General features: G+C 71.0%; 13 protein-coding genes and 1 pseudogene. 10 read left to right on the top strand and 4 right to left on the bottom strand.

Annotated features, from left to right (window positions below; translation table 11 throughout):
- Together J1C73_RS16980 and J1C73_RS16975 are read right to left on the bottom strand one after the other, a co-directional pair.
- Positions 1 to 1,735: condensation domain-containing protein (locus J1C73_RS16980; RefSeq protein ID WP_242644295.1), on the bottom strand; the 1,735-nt coding region annotated here is incomplete at its 3' end.
- Positions 1,736 to 1,838: 103 nt separating this feature from the next.
- Entirely contained in the window at positions 1,839 to 3,671 is a 1,833-nt protein-coding gene (locus J1C73_RS16975; protein WP_242644294.1) for a non-ribosomal peptide synthetase, read from the bottom strand.
- 595 nt (positions 3,672 to 4,266) lie between these two features.
- Here J1C73_RS16975 and J1C73_RS16970 point away from each other — a divergent pair.
- Both J1C73_RS16970 and J1C73_RS16965 read left to right on the top strand, forming a co-directional pair.
- On the top strand, positions 4,267 to 4,731 hold the full coding sequence (locus tag J1C73_RS16970) for a MarR family winged helix-turn-helix transcriptional regulator (protein ID WP_241200457.1): 465 nt from the start codon (positions 4,267 to 4,269) through the stop codon (positions 4,729 to 4,731).
- A 51-nt stretch (positions 4,732 to 4,782) separates the two neighbouring features.
- Positions 4,783 to 5,610, top strand: coding sequence for an SDR family oxidoreductase (locus tag J1C73_RS16965; RefSeq protein ID WP_207317127.1), 828 nt, complete (start codon positions 4,783 to 4,785; stop codon positions 5,608 to 5,610).
- A gap of 139 nt (positions 5,611 to 5,749) precedes the next feature.
- Here the strand turns inward: J1C73_RS16965 and J1C73_RS16960 are convergent, their stop codons facing one another.
- Positions 5,750 to 6,838, bottom strand: coding sequence for a WD40/YVTN/BNR-like repeat-containing protein (locus J1C73_RS16960; protein WP_207317126.1), 1,089 nt, complete (start codon positions 6,836 to 6,838; stop codon positions 5,750 to 5,752).
- A 227-nt stretch (positions 6,839 to 7,065) separates the two neighbouring features.
- Complete coding sequence (locus J1C73_RS16955; protein WP_207317125.1) at positions 7,066 to 8,124, bottom strand: LacI family DNA-binding transcriptional regulator; 1,059 nt, start codon at positions 8,122 to 8,124, stop codon at positions 7,066 to 7,068.
- A gap of 214 nt (positions 8,125 to 8,338) precedes the next feature.
- On the opposite strand from J1C73_RS16955, the gene J1C73_RS16950 reads away from it, so the two are divergent.
- The 8 genes and pseudogenes from J1C73_RS16950 (at position 8,339) to J1C73_RS16915 (ending at position 17,259) form a co-directional block, all read left to right on the top strand.
- On the top strand, positions 8,339 to 9,586 hold the full coding sequence (locus tag J1C73_RS16950) for an extracellular solute-binding protein (protein ID WP_207317129.1): 1,248 nt from the start codon (positions 8,339 to 8,341) through the stop codon (positions 9,584 to 9,586).
- A 2-nt stretch (positions 9,587 to 9,588) separates the two neighbouring features.
- Positions 9,589 to 10,518 carry a carbohydrate ABC transporter permease gene (locus J1C73_RS16945; protein WP_207317124.1) on the top strand — a complete coding sequence of 310 codons (930 nt, stop codon included), beginning with the start codon at positions 9,589 to 9,591 and terminating at the stop codon, positions 10,516 to 10,518.
- A 4-nt stretch (positions 10,519 to 10,522) separates the two neighbouring features.
- On the top strand, positions 10,523 to 11,416 hold the full coding sequence (locus J1C73_RS16940; protein ID WP_207317123.1) for a carbohydrate ABC transporter permease: 894 nt from the start codon (positions 10,523 to 10,525) through the stop codon (positions 11,414 to 11,416).
- Between the two features lie 52 nt (positions 11,417 to 11,468).
- Positions 11,469 to 13,877 carry a beta-xylosidase/alpha-l-arabinosidase gene (locus J1C73_RS16935; protein ID WP_207317122.1) on the top strand — a complete coding sequence of 803 codons (2,409 nt, stop codon included), beginning with the start codon at positions 11,469 to 11,471 and terminating at the stop codon, positions 13,875 to 13,877.
- A 446-nt stretch (positions 13,878 to 14,323) separates the two neighbouring features.
- Positions 14,324 to 15,284, top strand: a pseudogene (locus tag J1C73_RS16930) (glycosyl hydrolase 115 family protein); the annotation flags it as partial.
- 36 nt (positions 15,285 to 15,320) lie between these two features.
- Positions 15,321 to 15,713 (top strand): hypothetical protein, encoded by a 393-nt coding sequence (locus J1C73_RS16925; RefSeq protein WP_207317121.1) that lies wholly within the window; start codon positions 15,321 to 15,323, stop codon positions 15,711 to 15,713.
- A 64-nt stretch (positions 15,714 to 15,777) separates the two neighbouring features.
- Complete coding sequence (locus J1C73_RS16920; RefSeq protein WP_123467549.1) at positions 15,778 to 16,050, top strand: DUF1876 domain-containing protein; 273 nt, start codon at positions 15,778 to 15,780, stop codon at positions 16,048 to 16,050.
- A 111-nt stretch (positions 16,051 to 16,161) separates the two neighbouring features.
- Entirely contained in the window at positions 16,162 to 17,259 is a 1,098-nt protein-coding gene (locus tag J1C73_RS16915; protein WP_207317120.1) for an NADH:flavin oxidoreductase/NADH oxidase, read from the top strand.
- Positions 17,260 to 17,279: the final 20 nt, after the last annotated feature.

Below are 17,279 nucleotides of genomic sequence, written 5' to 3'. Positions count from 1 at the left end.
GGACGTGGGCGAGCCGGTTGGCCCGTTCGTCCAGTTCCCGGTACGTCCACGAGCGGCCGCCGTCCGTCACCGCGACGGCGTCCGGTGTGGCCGACACCTGCCGCTCGAACAGCTCGCCCACCGGCACGGGGCGCGCGGACCGGTCCACCAGGTCGTTGCGGGCCAGCAGATCCCGCTCCTCGCCGTCGGCCAGCAGGCCGAGATCGCGGACGAGGGCGTCCGGCCCGGCCGCCGCGAACCGGCCCACCAGCCGGCCCAGACGCTCGCTCATGCTCCTCGCCGTGGCCTCGTCGAAGAGGTGCGAGTCGTACTCGAGTGTGCCGTGCAGCCCGTCCTCCTCGCGGGCGAACACCACGGACAGGTCGTACTTCGCGCCGTGCGCCATGTCGCGCCGGACGGTCAGCGGGGTGCCTTCGTGGACGCACTGCGCGGAACCCGGATCGGTCAGCACGAGCATCGTCTGGAGGACGGGGGTGTGAGCGCTGTTGCGCTCAGGCTTCAGGCGCTCGACGACCTTGTCGAAGGGGGCCCACTTCAACCGCAGCGCGTCGGCGACCTCCTCGCGCGCCTGCCGCAGGACCTCGCGCACGCTCATCGAGCCCGTGACGTCCTGGCGCAGGACGACCATGTTGACGAAGTAGCCGATGAGGTCCTGGGTCTGCGCGTCGTCGCGCAGCGAGACCGGCGAACCGATGAGCACGCGTTCCTGACGCGTCAGCTTGCCGAGGAACACGCCGTACACCGCGAGCAGGGCCATGAACAGCGTCACGCCCTCGCGTTCCGCCAGCCGCGCCAGCCGCTCGGTCACTTCGGCCGGAACACGCAGGGGCACGGTGGCTCCCCGGTGTTCCTGCGCCGCGGGCCGGGGGCGGTCCGCCGGCAGATCGAGCACGGGCAGTTCTCCGGCCAGCCGGTCGGCCCACTCGTCGAGCAGTTCCGCGGTCCTGATCGGCGTCAGGTGCTCGCGGTGCCAGTGCGCGAAGTCCGCGTAGTCCGGACGGCCGGGCACCGCCTCCACGGGCAGACCCCGCCCGTTCCGGTCGTAGGCGTCGAGGAGTTCCCGCAGGAACACGCCGGCCGAGGCGGCGTCCGAGGCGATGTGGTGGATGTTGCAGACGATCGCGCTCTCCTCGCCCGGCCCGAGCGCACAGGTCACCGAGGTCACCGGCCCGTGCTCCAGGTCGAAGCGGATGTTCGCCACCCGCTGGGCGATGGCATCCAGTTCCTTCTCGCCGCCGTAGTGCTCGACGCGGTAGTGGAAGGCCGTGTCGTCGTCGGAGACGATCTGGAGGAGCCGGGCGTCGCGCAACGTGTAGGTGGTGCGCAGCACTTCCTGTCGGCGCAGCACCCCGGCAACGGAGCGGCGCAGCCGTTCCCCGTCGAGCCGGAACGGCAGGCGGACCAGGAACGGCCCGTTGTACGCCTCCGGTGTGGGGAGGTACTGGTCGATGAGCCAGATACCGCTCTGGCCGAACGAGGCCTCCGTCGCGTTACCGGTCCGTGGCGCGGAGCCGGCTTCCACATCGTGCCCGCGGGTACGAGGGCGCCCACGCGCGGTGCGCTCGGCCACGGCTGCCGCGGTGCCCTCGCGGGCGAGTTCCGCGGACGTCAGGTCGATGGCGAACACGGCCCGCAGGACCGCGCTCAGTTCGTCCAGCCGCCCGGGATCGTCGCAGCACTCGGAGAATTTCTGGTCCGGCCCGAGGCCGGGCGCCTGGAGCGTTCTCCGCGCCAATTCCAGTATTGCTGAGGTAAGGGGGTTGTTCACGGTTCCGTCGCCCTCCGAAGACGTAACGCGACCGGCGCAGCGCGTGTGCCGGTCGCTGTCGGGAACTCCGTCAGCCGTTGGACGTCGAGGTGCTCCGCGCCTGATCACGGGTCTCTTCGATGAAACGCGCCAGCTGTTCCACCGTGCCGTGCCGGAAAACCGACTCGGTGGTGATTTCGATCCCGAATATCTTCTGCAGGCGGGAGGCCAATTGCACGAAATGGAGGGAGTTTCCGCCATGGCCCAGGAAGGAGTCGGTGGTCGAGAAGTCGTCCATTCCAGAAATCTCGATCCAGGACTGCAGGACGACTGCTTCGAGCGGGTTCTGCATAACTGTTCCGCCTTTCTCTTCGGTGGACTTCTGCTTCGGGGTACCGGATGGCCCGGGAAGGATGAGCGCGGTGCGGTCGATCTTTCCGTTCACGTTCGTCGGCATCTTCTCGAGATGACGGAAGGAGGAGGGGACCATGTAGGAGGGCAACTGCTCCGAGAGCCGGCGGACCAGGTCCGAGGGGTCGGCCGGCGCGCCGTCACGGGTGGTGTAGAAGGCGACGAGACGCTTTTCGCGGGTGTCGTCCTCGAACGCCTTCACCGCTGCGTCCCCGATCCCGTCGAGGGCGCGCATCGCCAGGGTGACGGCACTGGTCTCCACCCGGAACCCGCGGATCTTCACCATGCTGTCGGACCGTCCGACCAGCACCACGTCGCCGTCCGCGGTCCGCCGTGCCAGATCGCCCGTGTGGTAGAGCAGCCCGCCGTCGGGTGCCGGGGTGAACTTCTCGGCGGTCAGCTCCGGCCGGCCGGCGTACCCCTGGGCCACGCCGGTCCCGCCCACGCACAGTTCCCCCACCTCGTCGATGCCGCAGGGGCGCATCGCCGGGTCGTACACGTCCAGCGTGACCGTCGGGAGCGGCTTGCCGATCGGCACCATGCCCCGGCCGTCCACCTCGTCGGCCGACGTCAGCGGGTACAGGGCGGTGATCGAGGAGTTCTCCGTGCAGCCGTAGCCGTTGTAGAGGGTCGCGTCGGTGTGCGCCATGGCTCTGCGCAAGTGGGCGGGGGAGGGGAAGTCGCCGCTGAGCAGCACGATCCGCACGTTCCTCAGACACTCCGGTTCGTGGTCGACCAGGGCGTTGAACAGGCCGCACGGAAGGCTGAGCACGGTCGCGCCCCGTTCCTCCACGGCCTCGCGCAGCGCGGGGAGCGACGGCAGTCCGGGCGGCATCGGCAGCAGGGTGGCGCCGTGCAGCAGGGCGAGCCAGATCTCGATGGTCGAGGCAGCGAAGGAGAACGCGGCCGACTGGGTCAGGCCGTCCTGCGGGGTGATGCCGAGGGCGCCGTTGTGGGGGCCCAGCCGCGCCAGTCCGCGGTGCGCGATCCGGACGCCCTTGGGCTTGCCCGTGGAACCGGAGGTGTACATGAGGAACGCGGTGTCCTCCGGCCCGATGCCGCGGTCCGCGTCACCGTCGTCCAGGCCCTCGCTGCGCCGCACCAGGTCGTGCAGTGCGAGTGCGCCTTCGCGAGCGCCGTGGGGAAGGCCGCCCGGGTCGTCGCAGACCACCAGTGACGCGCCGGCTTCGTGCAGGATGCGGCCGACGTACTCCGTGGGATGCCCGGGGTCGAGCGGCACCACGCACCCGCCGGCCTTGAGGGCCGCGAGTACGACGGCGTAGAGATCCGGGGACCGGCCCATGTGCACACCGATGCGGTCGCCTCTCGTCGCCCCCTGGGCGACGAGATGACGTGCCATGCGGTTGGCTCGCCGATTGAGCTGGTCATACGTGACGCGTAGCGCGCCTTGCGCCAGAGCTACGGCCTCGCTGTTGTCGCGCACCGCTTCTTCGAACAGAGCGGTAAGGACAAGAGGGGGGCCCGGTGGTAAATGGGAGGAATTATTTTCCATTATCGCTGATCTCCTCGGCGTGCTGTCCGAAGGAATGGCTTCAGCGATCTCACTGATGCCTTATGCGAGAAACGCGAGCCGGGGCAGTGGATTCTTCAGCGTGCAGTGCGAAAATATGGTTTCCGCATGGAAATTGATGTTAACCACAGGTCGGTATCAGTGTCAAATGCCTCTGGTGGGGGGCGGTTTGGGCAAACAATTCCGGTACGTCGTACGCGGTCCCGGCCGGAAGGAATCGAGGCAGGAAGCGCTTTCCAGCCCGTGGCGCAGGCCGGACCGATGCAATTGCTTGGTACGACGGCTCCCGTACGGAAGCCGAATAGCTGCTCCTGAAGCGTTACGGTCGGCGGTTCCCCACCGGCCCATGGACTCCGGTACCCCGGGTTCGGAGCGCCACGCCCCCCGATGGTGTCCTCAGGGCAACCATTTTTCTTCGGCCCCCGCCGCCGACCGTGATCACGGCTGCGGCACCGGGGCCGGCCGGTGGACCGTCCGACGGCGCGGGCCCGCAGGCGTGAGGCCGTGTCATCGGCGACGCCCCTTGATATCGTTCAACCTCTCAGCACCGGTAATGCCCCCGTACCGGAAAGCACCCATGACTCCACGAGACGGCTCGATGTCCCCCTGGTCCCCGGAACCCAGCGGTCTGGAGGCGGCCCTGACCCACCTGCAGTGTCTTCTGGTCGCACGCCGGTCACGCGCCAACCCCGAGGGCGTCAACTGGCACCAGTACGACGTCCTGGAACTGCTGCGGGTACGGAGCTCCATGAGGCCCTCCGAACTGAGTGACGCGCTCGACGTCTCCCGGCAGACCACGTCGAAGGCCCTGCGCGTGCTCAAGGACCTGAACCTGGTGACCCAGAGGGCCTTGGGGGAGGACCGGCGCGAACTGAGCACCTCCCTCACCCCCGAGGGGGAGGCGTTCCTCGCCCGGATCGCCCGGGGCCGCCAGGACATCGGGCAGCTCGCCGCCTCCGTTCTGACCGAGGGCGAGGGCGCCCTGTTCGCGGAGTTCTGCGAGAAGGTGGCCGCGGCCATGGAGGCCGAACCCGTACGGTGACTCCCGCCCGGCGCGCCGTTGCCGCCCGGCGGGTCCCTCGTTGCGCCGGGTATGAGCAATGCACCCGTTCTCGTTCTCGGCGCCCACGGTTCGACCGGCCGCAGGGTCCTCGCCCGCCTGCGGGACGCACGCTGGCCGGTGCGGCCGGCCTCCCGCGCTACCGGCATCCCGTTCGACTGGAACGACGACACCACCTGGGAGCCGGCGCTGGCCGGGACCGAGCGCGTCTATCTGATGCTCCCGCACGAACTTGCGCTCAGGCAGGACTTCATCCGGTGCGCGGTCACGGCGGGCGTACGGCGGCTGGTCCTGCTCTCCAGCCGTGCCGTCGACGAGATGGGAGACGACCGCCTGATGGAGGCCGAGCGGATGGTGCGCGACGCCGAGGCGGACTGGACCGTCGTACGGGCGGACTGGTTCAACCAGAACTTCGACGAGGGCATCTTCCGCCAAGCGGTGCTCGACGGCACGCTGGCCCTGCCGCTGGGGGAGTGCCGCCAGACGTTCGTCGACGCGGACGACATCGCGGCCGTGGCCGCCGCCGCGCTGACCGAGGAGGGCCACGCCGGCAGCACGTACGAGGTGACGGGACCCGATGCCCTGTCCTTCGCGGACGCTCTGGCCGCCATCGGGCGCGCCACCGGCCTGCCCCAGGTCTTCCACGGTGACAAGGACACCTACCGCGCCGGCCAACTGGCACAGGGCAGGCCGGCCGAGACCGTGGAGCGCGAGACCGGCGCGTACACGTCCCTGGCCGCCCTGGGCGACGCCCGGCCGTCGGACACGGTGCGCCGGGTCACCGGACGGCATCCGAAGACGTTCGAGACCTACGTGAGGGAGGCCGCCGCGTCGGGCGCCTGGGCGCCGCGTACCCCGTGAGGCGCGGCGCCTTCGGCGAGGCTCCGGCCGCGAGGCGACCGGGCGGCGGAACGCGGTGGTCGCCGTGCGGGAAGTCGCCCATCGCCGCGACGCGTTCGGCAACGGGCGGGCACTCTCCTGCTGATGACGACGGTATGGATCAACCGTCGACGGCCGCCGCCCGGACGCACAGGACATCCGGCAGGTGCGTGATGAGCTGCTGCCAGCTGTCGCCGTCGTCCGCGCTCGCGTACACCTCGCCGTTGCGGTTGCCGAAGTAGACCCCCGCCGGATCGGCGTCGTCCGTGCAGAGCGCGTCACGCAGCACCGTGCCGTAATGAGCTCCCTGCGGGAGCCCCGCGGACAGGGGCTCCCAGCTGTTGCCGGCGTCGCGGGTCCGAAAGACCCGGCAGCGGTGCTCGGCCGGTACCCGGTCGGCGTCGGCGTTGATCGGGAAGACGTACGCCGTGTCCGCCCGGTGCGGATGCGCGGCCACGGCGAAGCCGAAGTCGGAGGGCAGCCCCTCGCCGATGTCCGTCCAGTTGCTCCCGGCGTCGTCGCTGCGGAACACGCCCCAGTGGTTCTGGAGGTAGAGCCGGTCGGGATCGACCGCGTCCCGGCTGACCTTGTGCACGCACTGGCCGAACTCCGGGTCCGGGTCCGGCAGGAAGACGGCCGACACCCCCTTGTTGGCCGGGGTCCAGCTCTCCCCGCCGTCCGCGGTCCTGAACACCCCGGCGGTGGAGACCGCGACCGTCACCGCCTGCGCGTCCCGCTCGTCGGTCAGGACTGTGTGCAGCCCCTCGCCGCCCCCGCCCGGCACCCATTTCGAACGCGTCGGATGCTCCCAGAGCGGGCGGACCAGCTCGAACGACTCGCCGCTGTCCCGCGACCGGAACAGCGCGGCCGGCTCCGTGCCCGCGTACACGACGTCGGGGGCCTCCGGGCCCGCCGGATGCAGCTGCCAGACCCGCTCCAGCGACGTCCCGGTGAACTCCGGGAACTTCACGGCCGGCCGCTTGGGCTCGATCCAGGTGGCGCCCAGGTCGTCGGAGTGGAAGACGGAGGGTCCCCAGTGCGCGCTGTCGCCGCCGACCAGCAGCCGGGGCACCTCCCCGCGGGTGTCGATGGCGACCGAGTAGATCGCCTGCGCATTGAAGTGCGGACCGTCGAACTTCCACGCGCCGCCGTGCCTGCGGCCGATGAAGAGTCCTTTGCGGGTACCCACGGTGAGCAGAACATCGGTCATGACCGAACCTCCCGAAACGCCGTTGTGCCGGATACCGGTCAGTCTGCACCCGGCCACTGACAGCGGCGCGCAGGACAGTCCGGGGCACCGCCGCTTCCGCGGCCGTGCCCGGTGCGGTGCGCGAGGGGAAGCGCTCGCCGGCGCGTCGTTGCCGTCGGCGGCGGTGGCGCGCTTCGGCCGGGCCGGGCGGGTCGAAGCCGACGGCCCCCGCCCCGCAACGGCCTCGGTCAGCGGCAGGGTGCGGCCGTGCTGCTGCGCACCACCAGATTGGTGGCCAGGTCGACCCGGGTCGTCGCCGGCTGCCGGCCCCGGCCCAGGTCGAGGACCAGGCGGGCCGCGGTCTCGGCCATCTCTATGAGCGGCTGGCGCACCGTGGTCAGCGGCGGTCCGATCCACCGGGTCAGCGGCAGGTCGTCGAAGCCGACGACGCTGAGGTCCTCGGGGATGCGCAGGCCCAGCTCCCTCGCCGCCTCGTACACGCCGAGCGCCTGCAGGTCGTTGCCGGCGAAGACCGCGGTCGGCCGGTCGGCCTGCCGCAGCAGCTCCAGGCCCGCGGTGTAGCCCGCCTCGTGCTGGAACTCGCCCTCGCGGACCAGCGCGGGATCGATCGGCAGGCCCGCGGTCTCCAGGGCGGCGCGGTAGCCGTCCACCCGGGCCCGGCTGCACATCATCCGGGACGGACCGCTGATGACCCCGATCCGGCGGTGCCCGAGCGCGGTGAGATGCCGGGTGGCGGCCAGGCCGCCCTGCCAGTTCGTCGTCCCGACCGAGGGGACGTCGTCGCCGGGATCGCCCGCCGGGTCGACGACGGCGTAGGGGATGCTGCGGCTGGTCAGCTGGGCGCGCTGGGCGGCGGTGAGGTCCGAGAGCACCAGGATCACCCCGACCGGCCGGCGGGCCAGCACCCCGTCCACCCACGTCTGCCCCGGGGTGAGCCGGCCCGCGCTCTCCGAGAGGACCAGACTCAGCCCTTCCTCCCTGGCGACGTTCTCCACCCCGCGGACGACCTCCATGGCCCAGGCGCTGTCCAGCTCGTGGAAGACCAGGTCGATGAGCTGGGACTGGGTGGTGGAGCCGCGTCTGCGGCGGTAGCCGTGCACCAGCAGCAGCTCCTCCACCTTGGTGCGGGTACCCGGGGCGACATCGGCGCGCCCGTTCAGCACCTTCGAAACTGTCGGAGTCGAGACTCCGGCCGCTCGGGCGATTTCCGCCAGGGTGGCGGCGCCTTCCGACGGTTCGCCGGCAGGCGCATTCTCCTGATGTGACTGGACGTTTGCGGGGCTCATAAAGGGATCGTAGCTTCCCGCGGCCCCGGCCGACGCTTGGGTCAGGCCGGAGTAAATACCGCTCCCCGACCCCTTGACGCACCCGAAGCCCGACCGTACCGTTCCGGCAACATTCGGAAGTCACACCGAAACATTCGACAGAGGTGCGGTCATGCGGTCGGGTATTTTCACTCAGGGCACACGTACGGCGAGATGGACCGCGGCCGGCGCCGCCATGGTCATGGCCGGCCTGCTGGCCGGATGCGGCTCAGGCAGCGGCAGCGGGGGCGGTGGCGGAACCCTCACCGCCTACGTCTACGGGGACGACGCCGTGAAGATCCAGGAAGCGGCGGTGAAGGAGTTCAACAAGACCTCCGACGTCAAGGTCAAGCTCGTCCCCGTCCCCGGCACCGACTACGTCAACAAGCTCCGCAGCGCCATGGGCTCCCCGAGCGCCCCCGACATCTTCTACAACTGGGGCGGCGGCTCCATCAAGCCGTACGTCGACGCCGAGCAGGTCGTCGACCTCACCTCGACGATCAAGAACGACCCCACCCTCAAGGACGGCTTCCTTCCGTCGATCGTCGCCGCGGGCAGCCTCGACGGCAAGATGTACGGCATCCCGATGCGCGGCATGCAGCCCGTGATGCTCTTCTACAACAAGACCCTCTTCGCCGAGAACAAGCTCCAGCCGCCCAAGACCTGGGAGGACATGCAGAAGGCCATCACCACCTTCAAGGGCAAGGACATCACGCCGTTCGCCCTCGGCGGCTCCGACAAGTGGCCCGAGCTGATGTGGATGGAGTACCTCCTCGACCGGATCGGCGGGCCCGAGGTCTTCCGCCGGATCCAGGGCGGCGACAGCTCCGGCTGGGGCGACCCCGCCGTCCTCAAGGCGGCGCGGACGGTCAGGGAACTCGTCGACGGCGGCGCGTTCGGCAAGAACTTCAACTCCGTCGACTACGGCAACGGAGGCGCCCCCACCCTGCTCAACAAGGGCAAGGCCGCCATGCACCTGATGGGCTCGTGGGAGTACTCGACCCAGCTCGGCAAGGCGCCCGCGTTCGCCAGGAAGGACCTCGGCTGGACCGCCTTCCCGACGGTGGCCGGCGGCGTCGGTGACCCGGCGGACGTGGTCGGCAACCCCACCAACTACTGGTCCGTCAACACCCGAACCAAGCACAAGGACGCGGCCATGGCGTTCCTGAAGACCATGGCCGCCAAGTCCTACAGCAAGGCCCTGGTCGACAACGGCGACATCCCGACCACGTCGAACGCCGCCTCGACGCTGGACTCCTCGCCCAACCCGCGGTTCGCGCACGACCAGTACACGATGGTCCAGAAGGCGCCGAGCTTCACGCTCTCCTGGGACCAGGCGCTGGAGTCGCAGATCGCCACCCCGCTGCTCACCGAGATCAGCAAGCTGTTCGCCGGCAAGTCGACCCCCGAGCAGTTCGTCACCGCGATGAAGGCCGTCAAGTAGCGATGCCCCACGTCTCTTCGTACGCCAAGGTGCGTGGAGGAAGGAAGGCGGCCGTCGGCAACGTCGGCCGCCCGCCGGTCGGCTGGGCCCTGCCCGGCATCCTCTTCTTCGCCGTCTTCGCGATCGTCCCGCTGGCGATCGCCGTCTATCTGTCCTTCTGCCACTGGGACGGGCTGAACTCCCCGACCCCGGTCGGCACGGACAACTGGACCCGGCTGTTCAAGGACCCCGAATTCCGTCAGGCCGCCTGGCTGAGCCTGCTGCTCACCACTGTCAGCTGGGCCTTCCAGACCCCGGTGGCGCTGCTGCTGGGCGTCTGGGCGGCGGGCAGGCAGCGCAGCCGGACCTTCCTCTCCGCGGTCTTCTTCATCCCGCTGCTGCTCTCCACCACCGCCATCGCCATGCTCTTCCACGCCCTGCTGGACCCCAACTTCGGCGTGATCAAGCAGATCGGCCCCTGGTTCGGCATCGATCCCAACATCATGGGCTCCTCCACCGGCGCCCTGCTCACCGTGGCCTTCGTCGGCGGCTGGCAGTTCATGCCGTTCCACACCCTGATCTACCAGGGCGGTGCCCGGCAGATCCCGGAGGTCCTCTACCAGGCGGCCGCCATCGACGGCGCCGGGATGCTGCGGCAGTTCTTCCACATCACCCTGCCGCAGCTGCGCAACACCATCACGACCTCGTCCGTCCTGATGATCGTCGGCTCGCTGACGTACTTCGACACCGTGCTGATCATGACCAAGGGCGGTCCGGGCACGGACACCACGATCCTGCCCTACCTGATGTACCGCACCGGCTTCCAGACCTACGACCTCGGCTACGCCGCGGCCATCGCCACGGCCCTGGTCGTCGTCGCCACCGGTCTGTCACTGATTCTGGTGCGCTTCAGCGGATTCGGATCCATGCGTTCGACGCGGGAAGGTATGTGACGCCATGTCAGTCGACACCCGTCGTGCGGCGCCGCCCACGACACCCGCGTTCCGGGCCCGGGGCGCCGTCGCCCGCCGGTGCGGGAAGCGGGGAAACCCGCTGGCCGGCCTCGGTTCGCTGGTCTGGCTCGTCATTGTCGTCGTACCGCTCTACACACTGGTCTCCTCGTCGCTGATGCACCAGGACGAGGCGCTCAGCGGCGATCCGCTGGCGTTCCCGACCGACCCCACGCTGGACAACTACAACACCGTGCTGCACAGCGGCTTCCTCACCCTGCTGGGCAACACCGCCGTGGTGGCCGCCTCCACCGTGGCCATCGTGCTGGTCCTCTCGGTGCCCGTCGCCTATGTCGCGGTGCGCAGCCGCAGCCGGCTCTCCTCGCTCGCCTTCCGGACCTTCCTGCTCGGCGTGGCCATCCCGGCGCAGGCCGTGATCGTGCCGCTCTACCTGCTGATCGGCAAGATGGGCCTGTACGACACCCTGCCCGCGATCATCCTGCCGACCGCGGCCTTCGCGATGCCGGTGGCCGTGCTGGTCCTGAGCGGCACCATGCGGGACGTCTCCGAGGAGATGTACGAGGCGATGGCGCTCGACGGTGCCACGCCCCTGCGGATGCTGTGGCAGCTCGCCGTCCCGATGTCCAAGGCCGGCATCAGCACCGTGGCCATCTTCTCGGCGCTGCAGGCCTGGAACGGATTCCTCTTCCCGCTGATCCTCACGCAGTCGCAGGAGAAGCGCGTCCTGACGCTCGGTCTCTTCAACTTCATGTCCCAGTTCGGAGTGAACATCCCCGCCGTACTGGCGGCGATCGTGCTCTCCGTCGTGCCCATCTTCGCCGTGTACCTCGTGGCGCGCAGGGCGCTGGTCAACGGACTGATGGGGGTGGGCGGCAAGTAACGCACCCACGCCGCCCCGCACCACCGCACTCATGAGAGGAACCCCTGCCCCCATGGCAATCCCCGCTGTCCCGCACGCCCGCCGCACCGAGGCGGCCCCGGCCACCGACGGTCCCTGGCGCGACCCCTCGCTCACCCCGCAGGCACGGGTGGCCGACCTGGTCCCCCGGATGACCCTGGAGGAGAAGGCCGCCCAGCTCTACGGAATCTGGGTGGGCGCCGACGCCGACGGCGACGGGGTCGCCCCGCACCAGAACGACATGGTCGACCCCGTCGACTGGGACGACCTCACCACCCGCGGCCTCGGCCAGCTCACCCGGCCGTTCGGCACCGCCCCCGTCGACCCCGGGCTCGGGGCGCTCGCCCTGGCCCGCGCCCAGCGCCGGATCGCCGGGGCCGGCCGGTTCGGCATCCCGGCCCTCGCGCACGAGGAGTGCCTGGCCGGCTTCACCGCCTGGGGCGCCACCGCCTACCCCGTGCCGCTGTCGTGGGGAGCGGCCTGGAACCCGGAACTGGTCACCGAGATGGCCCACCGGATCGGCCGCGACATGCGCGCGGTCGGAGTCCACCAGGGGCTGGCGCCCGTCCTGGACGTGGTGCGCGACCTGCGCTGGGGGCGCGTCGAGGAGACCATCGGTGAGGACCCCTACCTCGTCGGGACCATCGGCGCGGCGTACGTCCGCGGACTGGAGTCCGCCGGCATCGTCGCCACCCTCAAGCACTTCGCCGGGTACGCGGCGTCGGCGGGCGCCCGCAATCTCGCGCCGGTCCGGGCCGGGGCCCGCGAAATGGCCGATGTGATCCTCCCGCCCTTCGAGATGGCGCTGCGCGAGGGCGGCGCGCGCTCGGTGATGTCCTCCTACGCGGAGGTTGACGGAGTGCCCTCGGCGGCCGACCCGGGCCTGCTCACCGAACTGCTCCGGGACACCTGGGGGTTCACCGGGACCGTCGTCGCCGACTACTTCGGCATCGGCTTCCTGGAGACCCTCCACAAGGTCGCCGCCGACCGCGCGGACGCCGCCCGGCTCGCCCTGGGCGCCGGGGTCGACGTGGAACTGCCCACCGTCCGCAGCTACGGCGACGCCCTCGTCGCCGCCGTACGGGACGGCGCCGTGGCCGAGGAACTGGTCGACCGGGCCCTGCACCGCGTACTGCTGCAGAAGTGCGAACTCGGCCTGCTCGACCCCGACTGGTCGCCGCTGCCCACCGCCCTGCGGCACGCGGACCCCACCCTGGCCCGGGACACCGTCGACCTCGACCCGCCGGAGAACCGGGCACTGGCCCGGGAACTCGCCGAGCAGGCCTGTGTCCTGCTCGCCAACCCCGGTGGCGCGCTGCCGCTGCGCGCCACCGGCCGGATCGCGGTGGTCGGACCGCGCGCCGACGACGCGCTGGCCATGCTCGGCTGCTACTCCTTCCCCAGCCACGTCGGTGTCTCGCACCCCGAGACCGCGATGGGGATCGACGTGCCGACCGTGCTGGAGTCGCTGCGCGGCGAATTCCCTTGCGCGGGCGTCGAGTTCGCCACCGGCTGCGAGGTGGAAGGTACCGACACCTCCGGGATTCCGGATGCCGTCCGGCTGGCCGGGGGCGCCGATGTGTGTGTCGCCGTCCTCGGCGACCGGGCCGGCCTCTTCGGCCGCGGCACCTCCGGTGAGGGCTGCGACGCGGCCGACCTCTCGCTGCCGGGCGTCCAGGGCGAGCTGCTGGACGCCCTGCTGGCCGGCGGCACCCCGGTGATCCTGGTGCTGCTGACCGGCCGCCCCTATGCGCTGGGGCGATGGGCGGACCGGGCGGCCGCCGTCGTGCAGGCCTTCTTCCCCGGCGAGGAGGGCGGTCCGGCGCTGGCCGGGGTGCTCTCCGGCCGGGTCAACCCCTCCGGCCGGCTGCCAGTCGGCGTGCCGAAGGGTCCGGGCGGTCAGCCGTGGACGTATCTGCAGCCGCCGCTGGGGCTGGTGAGCGGGGTCAGCAACCTGGACCCGACGCCGCTCTACCCCTTCGGGCACGGTATGTCCTACACCTCCTTCGCCTGGGAGCCGGGCGATCCGGTCCCGGCCGAGATCCCCACCGACGGCTCGGCCGACCTCGAACTCACGGTCCGTAACACCGGTGACCGCGAGGGCGCCGAAGTGGTGCAGCTGTACCTCCACGACCCGGTCGCCCAGACGACCCGCCCCCAGGCGCGGCTGATCGGCTACGCGCGGGTGCCGCTCGCCGCCGGTGCGGCAGCCACGGTCCGGTTCCGCTTCCACGCGGATCTGGCGTCCTTCACCGGTATCGGAGGCCGCCGCGTCGTCGAACCCGGCGAGCTCGAACTGCGGCTCGCCACGTCCAGCGCCGCCACCGGCGTCCGCCGCACGGTACGGCTGCGGCTCACCGGTCCCGAGCGGACCGTCGACCACCAGCGGTGGCTCGTCTGCGGCACCTCGGTCGAGCCCGTGGCGGAGCCCGCTGCGCACTGACCGGCGCCGCCCGCGGCCCCGCACCACCCCGCCCGTGAACCTCCCCGCCGGATGTGCGGGGAGGTTCACGAAACTTTCGACATGTCTCCGGGTGCAGATCAGTCCAATCAGTCATGAGTGCGAACAAAAATGGGAGAGCAGCATGGGCAAGCACGTCCCGCGACCTGCCGGCCGCAGATCCGTCCTGGGGCTCGGCCTCGGTGTCACCGCCCTCACCGCGACACCTCGGCTCCCTCCTCGGGCTCTCCACCCAGGCGTCGGCCACCGGGCACGGCCCCGGCGTACGGCCGACCGACCCCGGCGCGTACATCTCGTTCACGTCCCGCCCCGGCAGCTTTCCGCTGGTCCGGGACGGCCGCGCCGCGCCCGTCGTGGTGAGCGACGGGGCGGGCGTCGTCCGGGTGGCGGGCGACCTCCGGGACGACATCGAGCGCGTCACCGGAATCGACAACGTCGCACTCAAGGACGTGCTCTTCCCGGCGGTCAGGCGCATCGAGCTGCCCGCCGGTGCGCGGACGGGTGTGGCCGTCGACGGCTCGGCCGCCTGGTGGCCGCGGGAGAGCGCCCCGGCCGTGCTGCCGGTCTTCAGCCCGTACCAGAGCCAGCCCGCGCAAGTACATCGAGGTGTTCAACCGGGGCCGGACCGCGTTCGAATACCGGGTGCGGACCGGAGTTCCCTGGCTGACCGCGGACCGCACCCGGGGCAGGGTCGACAAGCAGGACCGGATCACCCTGCGCGTCGACTGGGCCGCCGCCCCGAAGGGGGTCACCGAGGTGCCGGTGACCGTCACCGGGCCGGATGGCCTGGAGGTCGTCGTCCGCGCGGTCCTCGACCGGCCCACCCTGTCCCGCTCGCGGCCGGCCGGCTTCGTGGAGGCCAACGGCTACGTCTCCATCGAGGCCGACCACTTCAGCCGGGCCGTGCGGGGCGGCGGCATCAGCTGGCGGCGCATCCCGGACATCGGCCGGACCGGCGCCGGGATGGAACCCTTCCCCGTCACCGCGCCCCGGCAGACGCCGGGCGGCGGCAGCCCGCGGCTGGAGTACCGGGTGAGCCTCTTCACCACCGGACCGGTCACCGTGCACGCGTACCTGTCACCCCGCAACAACCCGCTGCCGACCGACGGGCTGACGTACGCCGTCTCCTTCGACGACGCGGCACCGCAGTCGGTGAACGTCACCCGGGTGACCGGGGCCGACGACGGGACGATGAACGCGCAGTGGGCCCGTCACACCTCCGACAACGTCAACATCACCAGTACGGTGCACCGCATCGCCGCCGCCGGTGTGCATGTGCTCAAATTCTGGATGGTCGACCCGACGGTGGTGCTCCAGAACCTGGTGGTCGACACCGGCGGCCTCAAGCCCAGCTACCTGGGCCCGCCGGAGAGCCTCCGGCTGCACTGAGGACCCGGGAGGCCCCGGCAAGGGAGAGCAGAGCCAATGAACAGTGCGAACGAGGACAGCGGTGCGCCGGCCGAACACCTGGAGGTGACCCCGGTCGGCGCGGGGGTCGAGATCAGGCTCGGCACACCGTCGGGAGAGCTCTCGCTGGTCTGCACCCCTGACCGGGCCCGCGAACTGGCCGCCGCGCTCGGCCTCGCGGCGGACGAGGCCGAGAGCGTGCGCACGGCGGACCCCGTCACGGTCAGGGCGGACGAACTGCGCCGCGGAGACGTGCGGGACGGCGACCGGGCCATGACGGTGGACGGGGTCAGGACCGACGGGGTCACCGTCCACGTCACCTGGAAGTCGGGCGCCGGACGCAGCTGGAACCAGCTGTACGACGCGGACGCCCGCATCACCCTGCGCCGCCGCGGGCGCCGGGTTCACTGATCCCCCCGCGCATCGTCGCGGGAAGAGGCGCACCCTGGAGGCAGAAGCTCCGGAGGTGAGCACCATGACGCAGACCACTGTTGGATGGCACATCGAGCTGGAATTCGAGGAGGACACCCACCGCACCCGCGCCGCCGCTCTGGTGCGGCTCTCCGACGGGAGCGAGGTACGCGCCCACGGCTATGCCAGCCGGCACCCCTCGGACTCCGAGCAGCCCCGGGTGGGCGAGGAGATCGCGGGCGCTCGTGCGCTCAATGAGCTGGCGATGAAGCTGCTGACCAAGGCGCACGACGAGATCGACGCGGAGTCCGGCCGTACATCCTACCCGCTCGTCTGAGGGGCGTGGGCCCGGGGCCGTTGTACGGGAGGCATCGTAATTTGACGGACGTCGTAGTACGAGATGTATCGTACTAGCGATCCTTCCGTACCCGGCGAAACGGAGTCCGTCGTGAGTGCCCTTTTCGAGCCCTTCACCCTGAGGTCGCTTGTCGTGCCCAACCGGGTGTGGATGGCACCGATGTGCCAGTACAGCGCCGAACCGGTGGGGCCCGACGCGGGCGTTCCCACCGACTGGCACTTCGCCCATCTCGCGGCCCGTGCCACCGGCGGCACCGGGCTCATCCTCACCGAGGCGACGGCCGTCAGCCCCGAGGGCCGGATCAGCCCGGCCGACCTCGGCATCTGGAACGACACCCAGGTGGCGGCGTTCCGCCGGATCACCGATTTCGTCAAGGCGCAGGGCTCGGCCGTCGGAATCCAGCTGGCACACGCGGGGCGCAAGGCGTCGACCGCCGCACCCTGGACCGGCGGCGGACCCGTCGGCCCCGAGGCGCACGGCTGGACGCCCGTCGCGCCCAGCCCGCTGCCGTTCGACACCGGCCACCCCGTGCCGCATGAGCTGACCGCCCACGAGATCCAGGGCGTCGTCGCCGACTTCCGCGCGGCCGCACGCCGCGCGCTCGACGCCGGCTTCGAGGTCGCCGAGGTGCACGGTGCGCACGGCTACCTCATCGGGCAGTTCCTCTCGCCGCACAGCAACAAGCGCACCGACGAGTACGGCGGCAGCTACGAGAACCGCGTCCGGTTCGCCCTCCAGGTCGTCGACGCCGTGCGGGAGGTGTGGCCCGAGGACCTGCCCGTCCTCTTCCGCATCTCCGCGACGGACTGGCTCACCGAGAACGCCGAGGACGAGCGCGAGGGCTGGACCGCCGACGAGACCGTGCGGCTGGCCGGGGAGCTCCGGGCCCACGGAGTCGACCTGCTGGACGTCTCCACCGGCGGGAACGCTCCCCGTGCGCGCATCGCGACCGGGCCCGGCTACCAGGTCCCCTTCGCCGAGCGCGTGAAGCGGGAGACGGGTCTGCCCGTCGCGGCCGTGGGCCTGATCACCGATCCCCAGCAGGCCGAGAAGATCCTCACCGAGGGCCGCGCGGACGCCGTTCTCCTGGGGCGCGAACTGCTGCGCAGCCCGTCGTGGGCGCAGTACGCGGCGCGCGAGCTGAGCGGCACGGTGCGCGCTCCCGACCAGTACGGCTACGCGATCTGACCGCACCCGCGGCCATCCGC

The sequence above is a fragment of the Streptomyces laculatispora genome (assembly GCF_017353455.1).
GTDB classification, from domain to species: domain Bacteria; phylum Actinomycetota; class Actinomycetes; order Streptomycetales; family Streptomycetaceae; genus Streptomyces; species Streptomyces laculatispora.
Note: the sequence above shows the minus strand (reverse complement) of the source record. Positions and strands in the feature narration are given on the sequence as shown.

What these genes read in the sequence shown, in the direction of transcription:
- J1C73_RS16935 (WP_207317122.1), top strand. Translation starts at nt 11,469, where the DNA reads ATGGCAATCCCCGCTGTCCCGCACGCCCGCCGCACCGAGGCGGCCCCG.
- J1C73_RS16960 (WP_207317126.1), bottom strand. Translation starts at nt 6,838, where the DNA reads ATGACCGATGTTCTGCTCACCGTGGGTACCCGCAAAGGACTCTTCATC.
- J1C73_RS16925 (WP_207317121.1), top strand. Translation starts at nt 15,321, where the DNA reads ATGAACAGTGCGAACGAGGACAGCGGTGCGCCGGCCGAACACCTGGAG.
- J1C73_RS16965 (WP_207317127.1), top strand. Translation starts at nt 4,783, where the DNA reads ATGAGCAATGCACCCGTTCTCGTTCTCGGCGCCCACGGTTCGACCGGC.
- J1C73_RS16970 (WP_241200457.1), top strand. Translation starts at nt 4,267, where the DNA reads ATGACTCCACGAGACGGCTCGATGTCCCCCTGGTCCCCGGAACCCAGC.
- J1C73_RS16940 (WP_207317123.1), top strand. Translation starts at nt 10,523, where the DNA reads ATGTCAGTCGACACCCGTCGTGCGGCGCCGCCCACGACACCCGCGTTC.
- J1C73_RS16920 (WP_123467549.1), top strand. Translation starts at nt 15,778, where the DNA reads ATGACGCAGACCACTGTTGGATGGCACATCGAGCTGGAATTCGAGGAG.
- J1C73_RS16975 (WP_242644294.1), bottom strand. Translation starts at nt 3,671, where the DNA reads ATGGAAAATAATTCCTCCCATTTACCACCGGGCCCCCCTCTTGTCCTT.
- J1C73_RS16955 (WP_207317125.1), bottom strand. Translation starts at nt 8,124, where the DNA reads ATGAGCCCCGCAAACGTCCAGTCACATCAGGAGAATGCGCCTGCCGGC.
- J1C73_RS16945 (WP_207317124.1), top strand. Translation starts at nt 9,589, where the DNA reads ATGCCCCACGTCTCTTCGTACGCCAAGGTGCGTGGAGGAAGGAAGGCG.
- J1C73_RS16950 (WP_207317129.1), top strand. Translation starts at nt 8,339, where the DNA reads ATGGTCATGGCCGGCCTGCTGGCCGGATGCGGCTCAGGCAGCGGCAGC.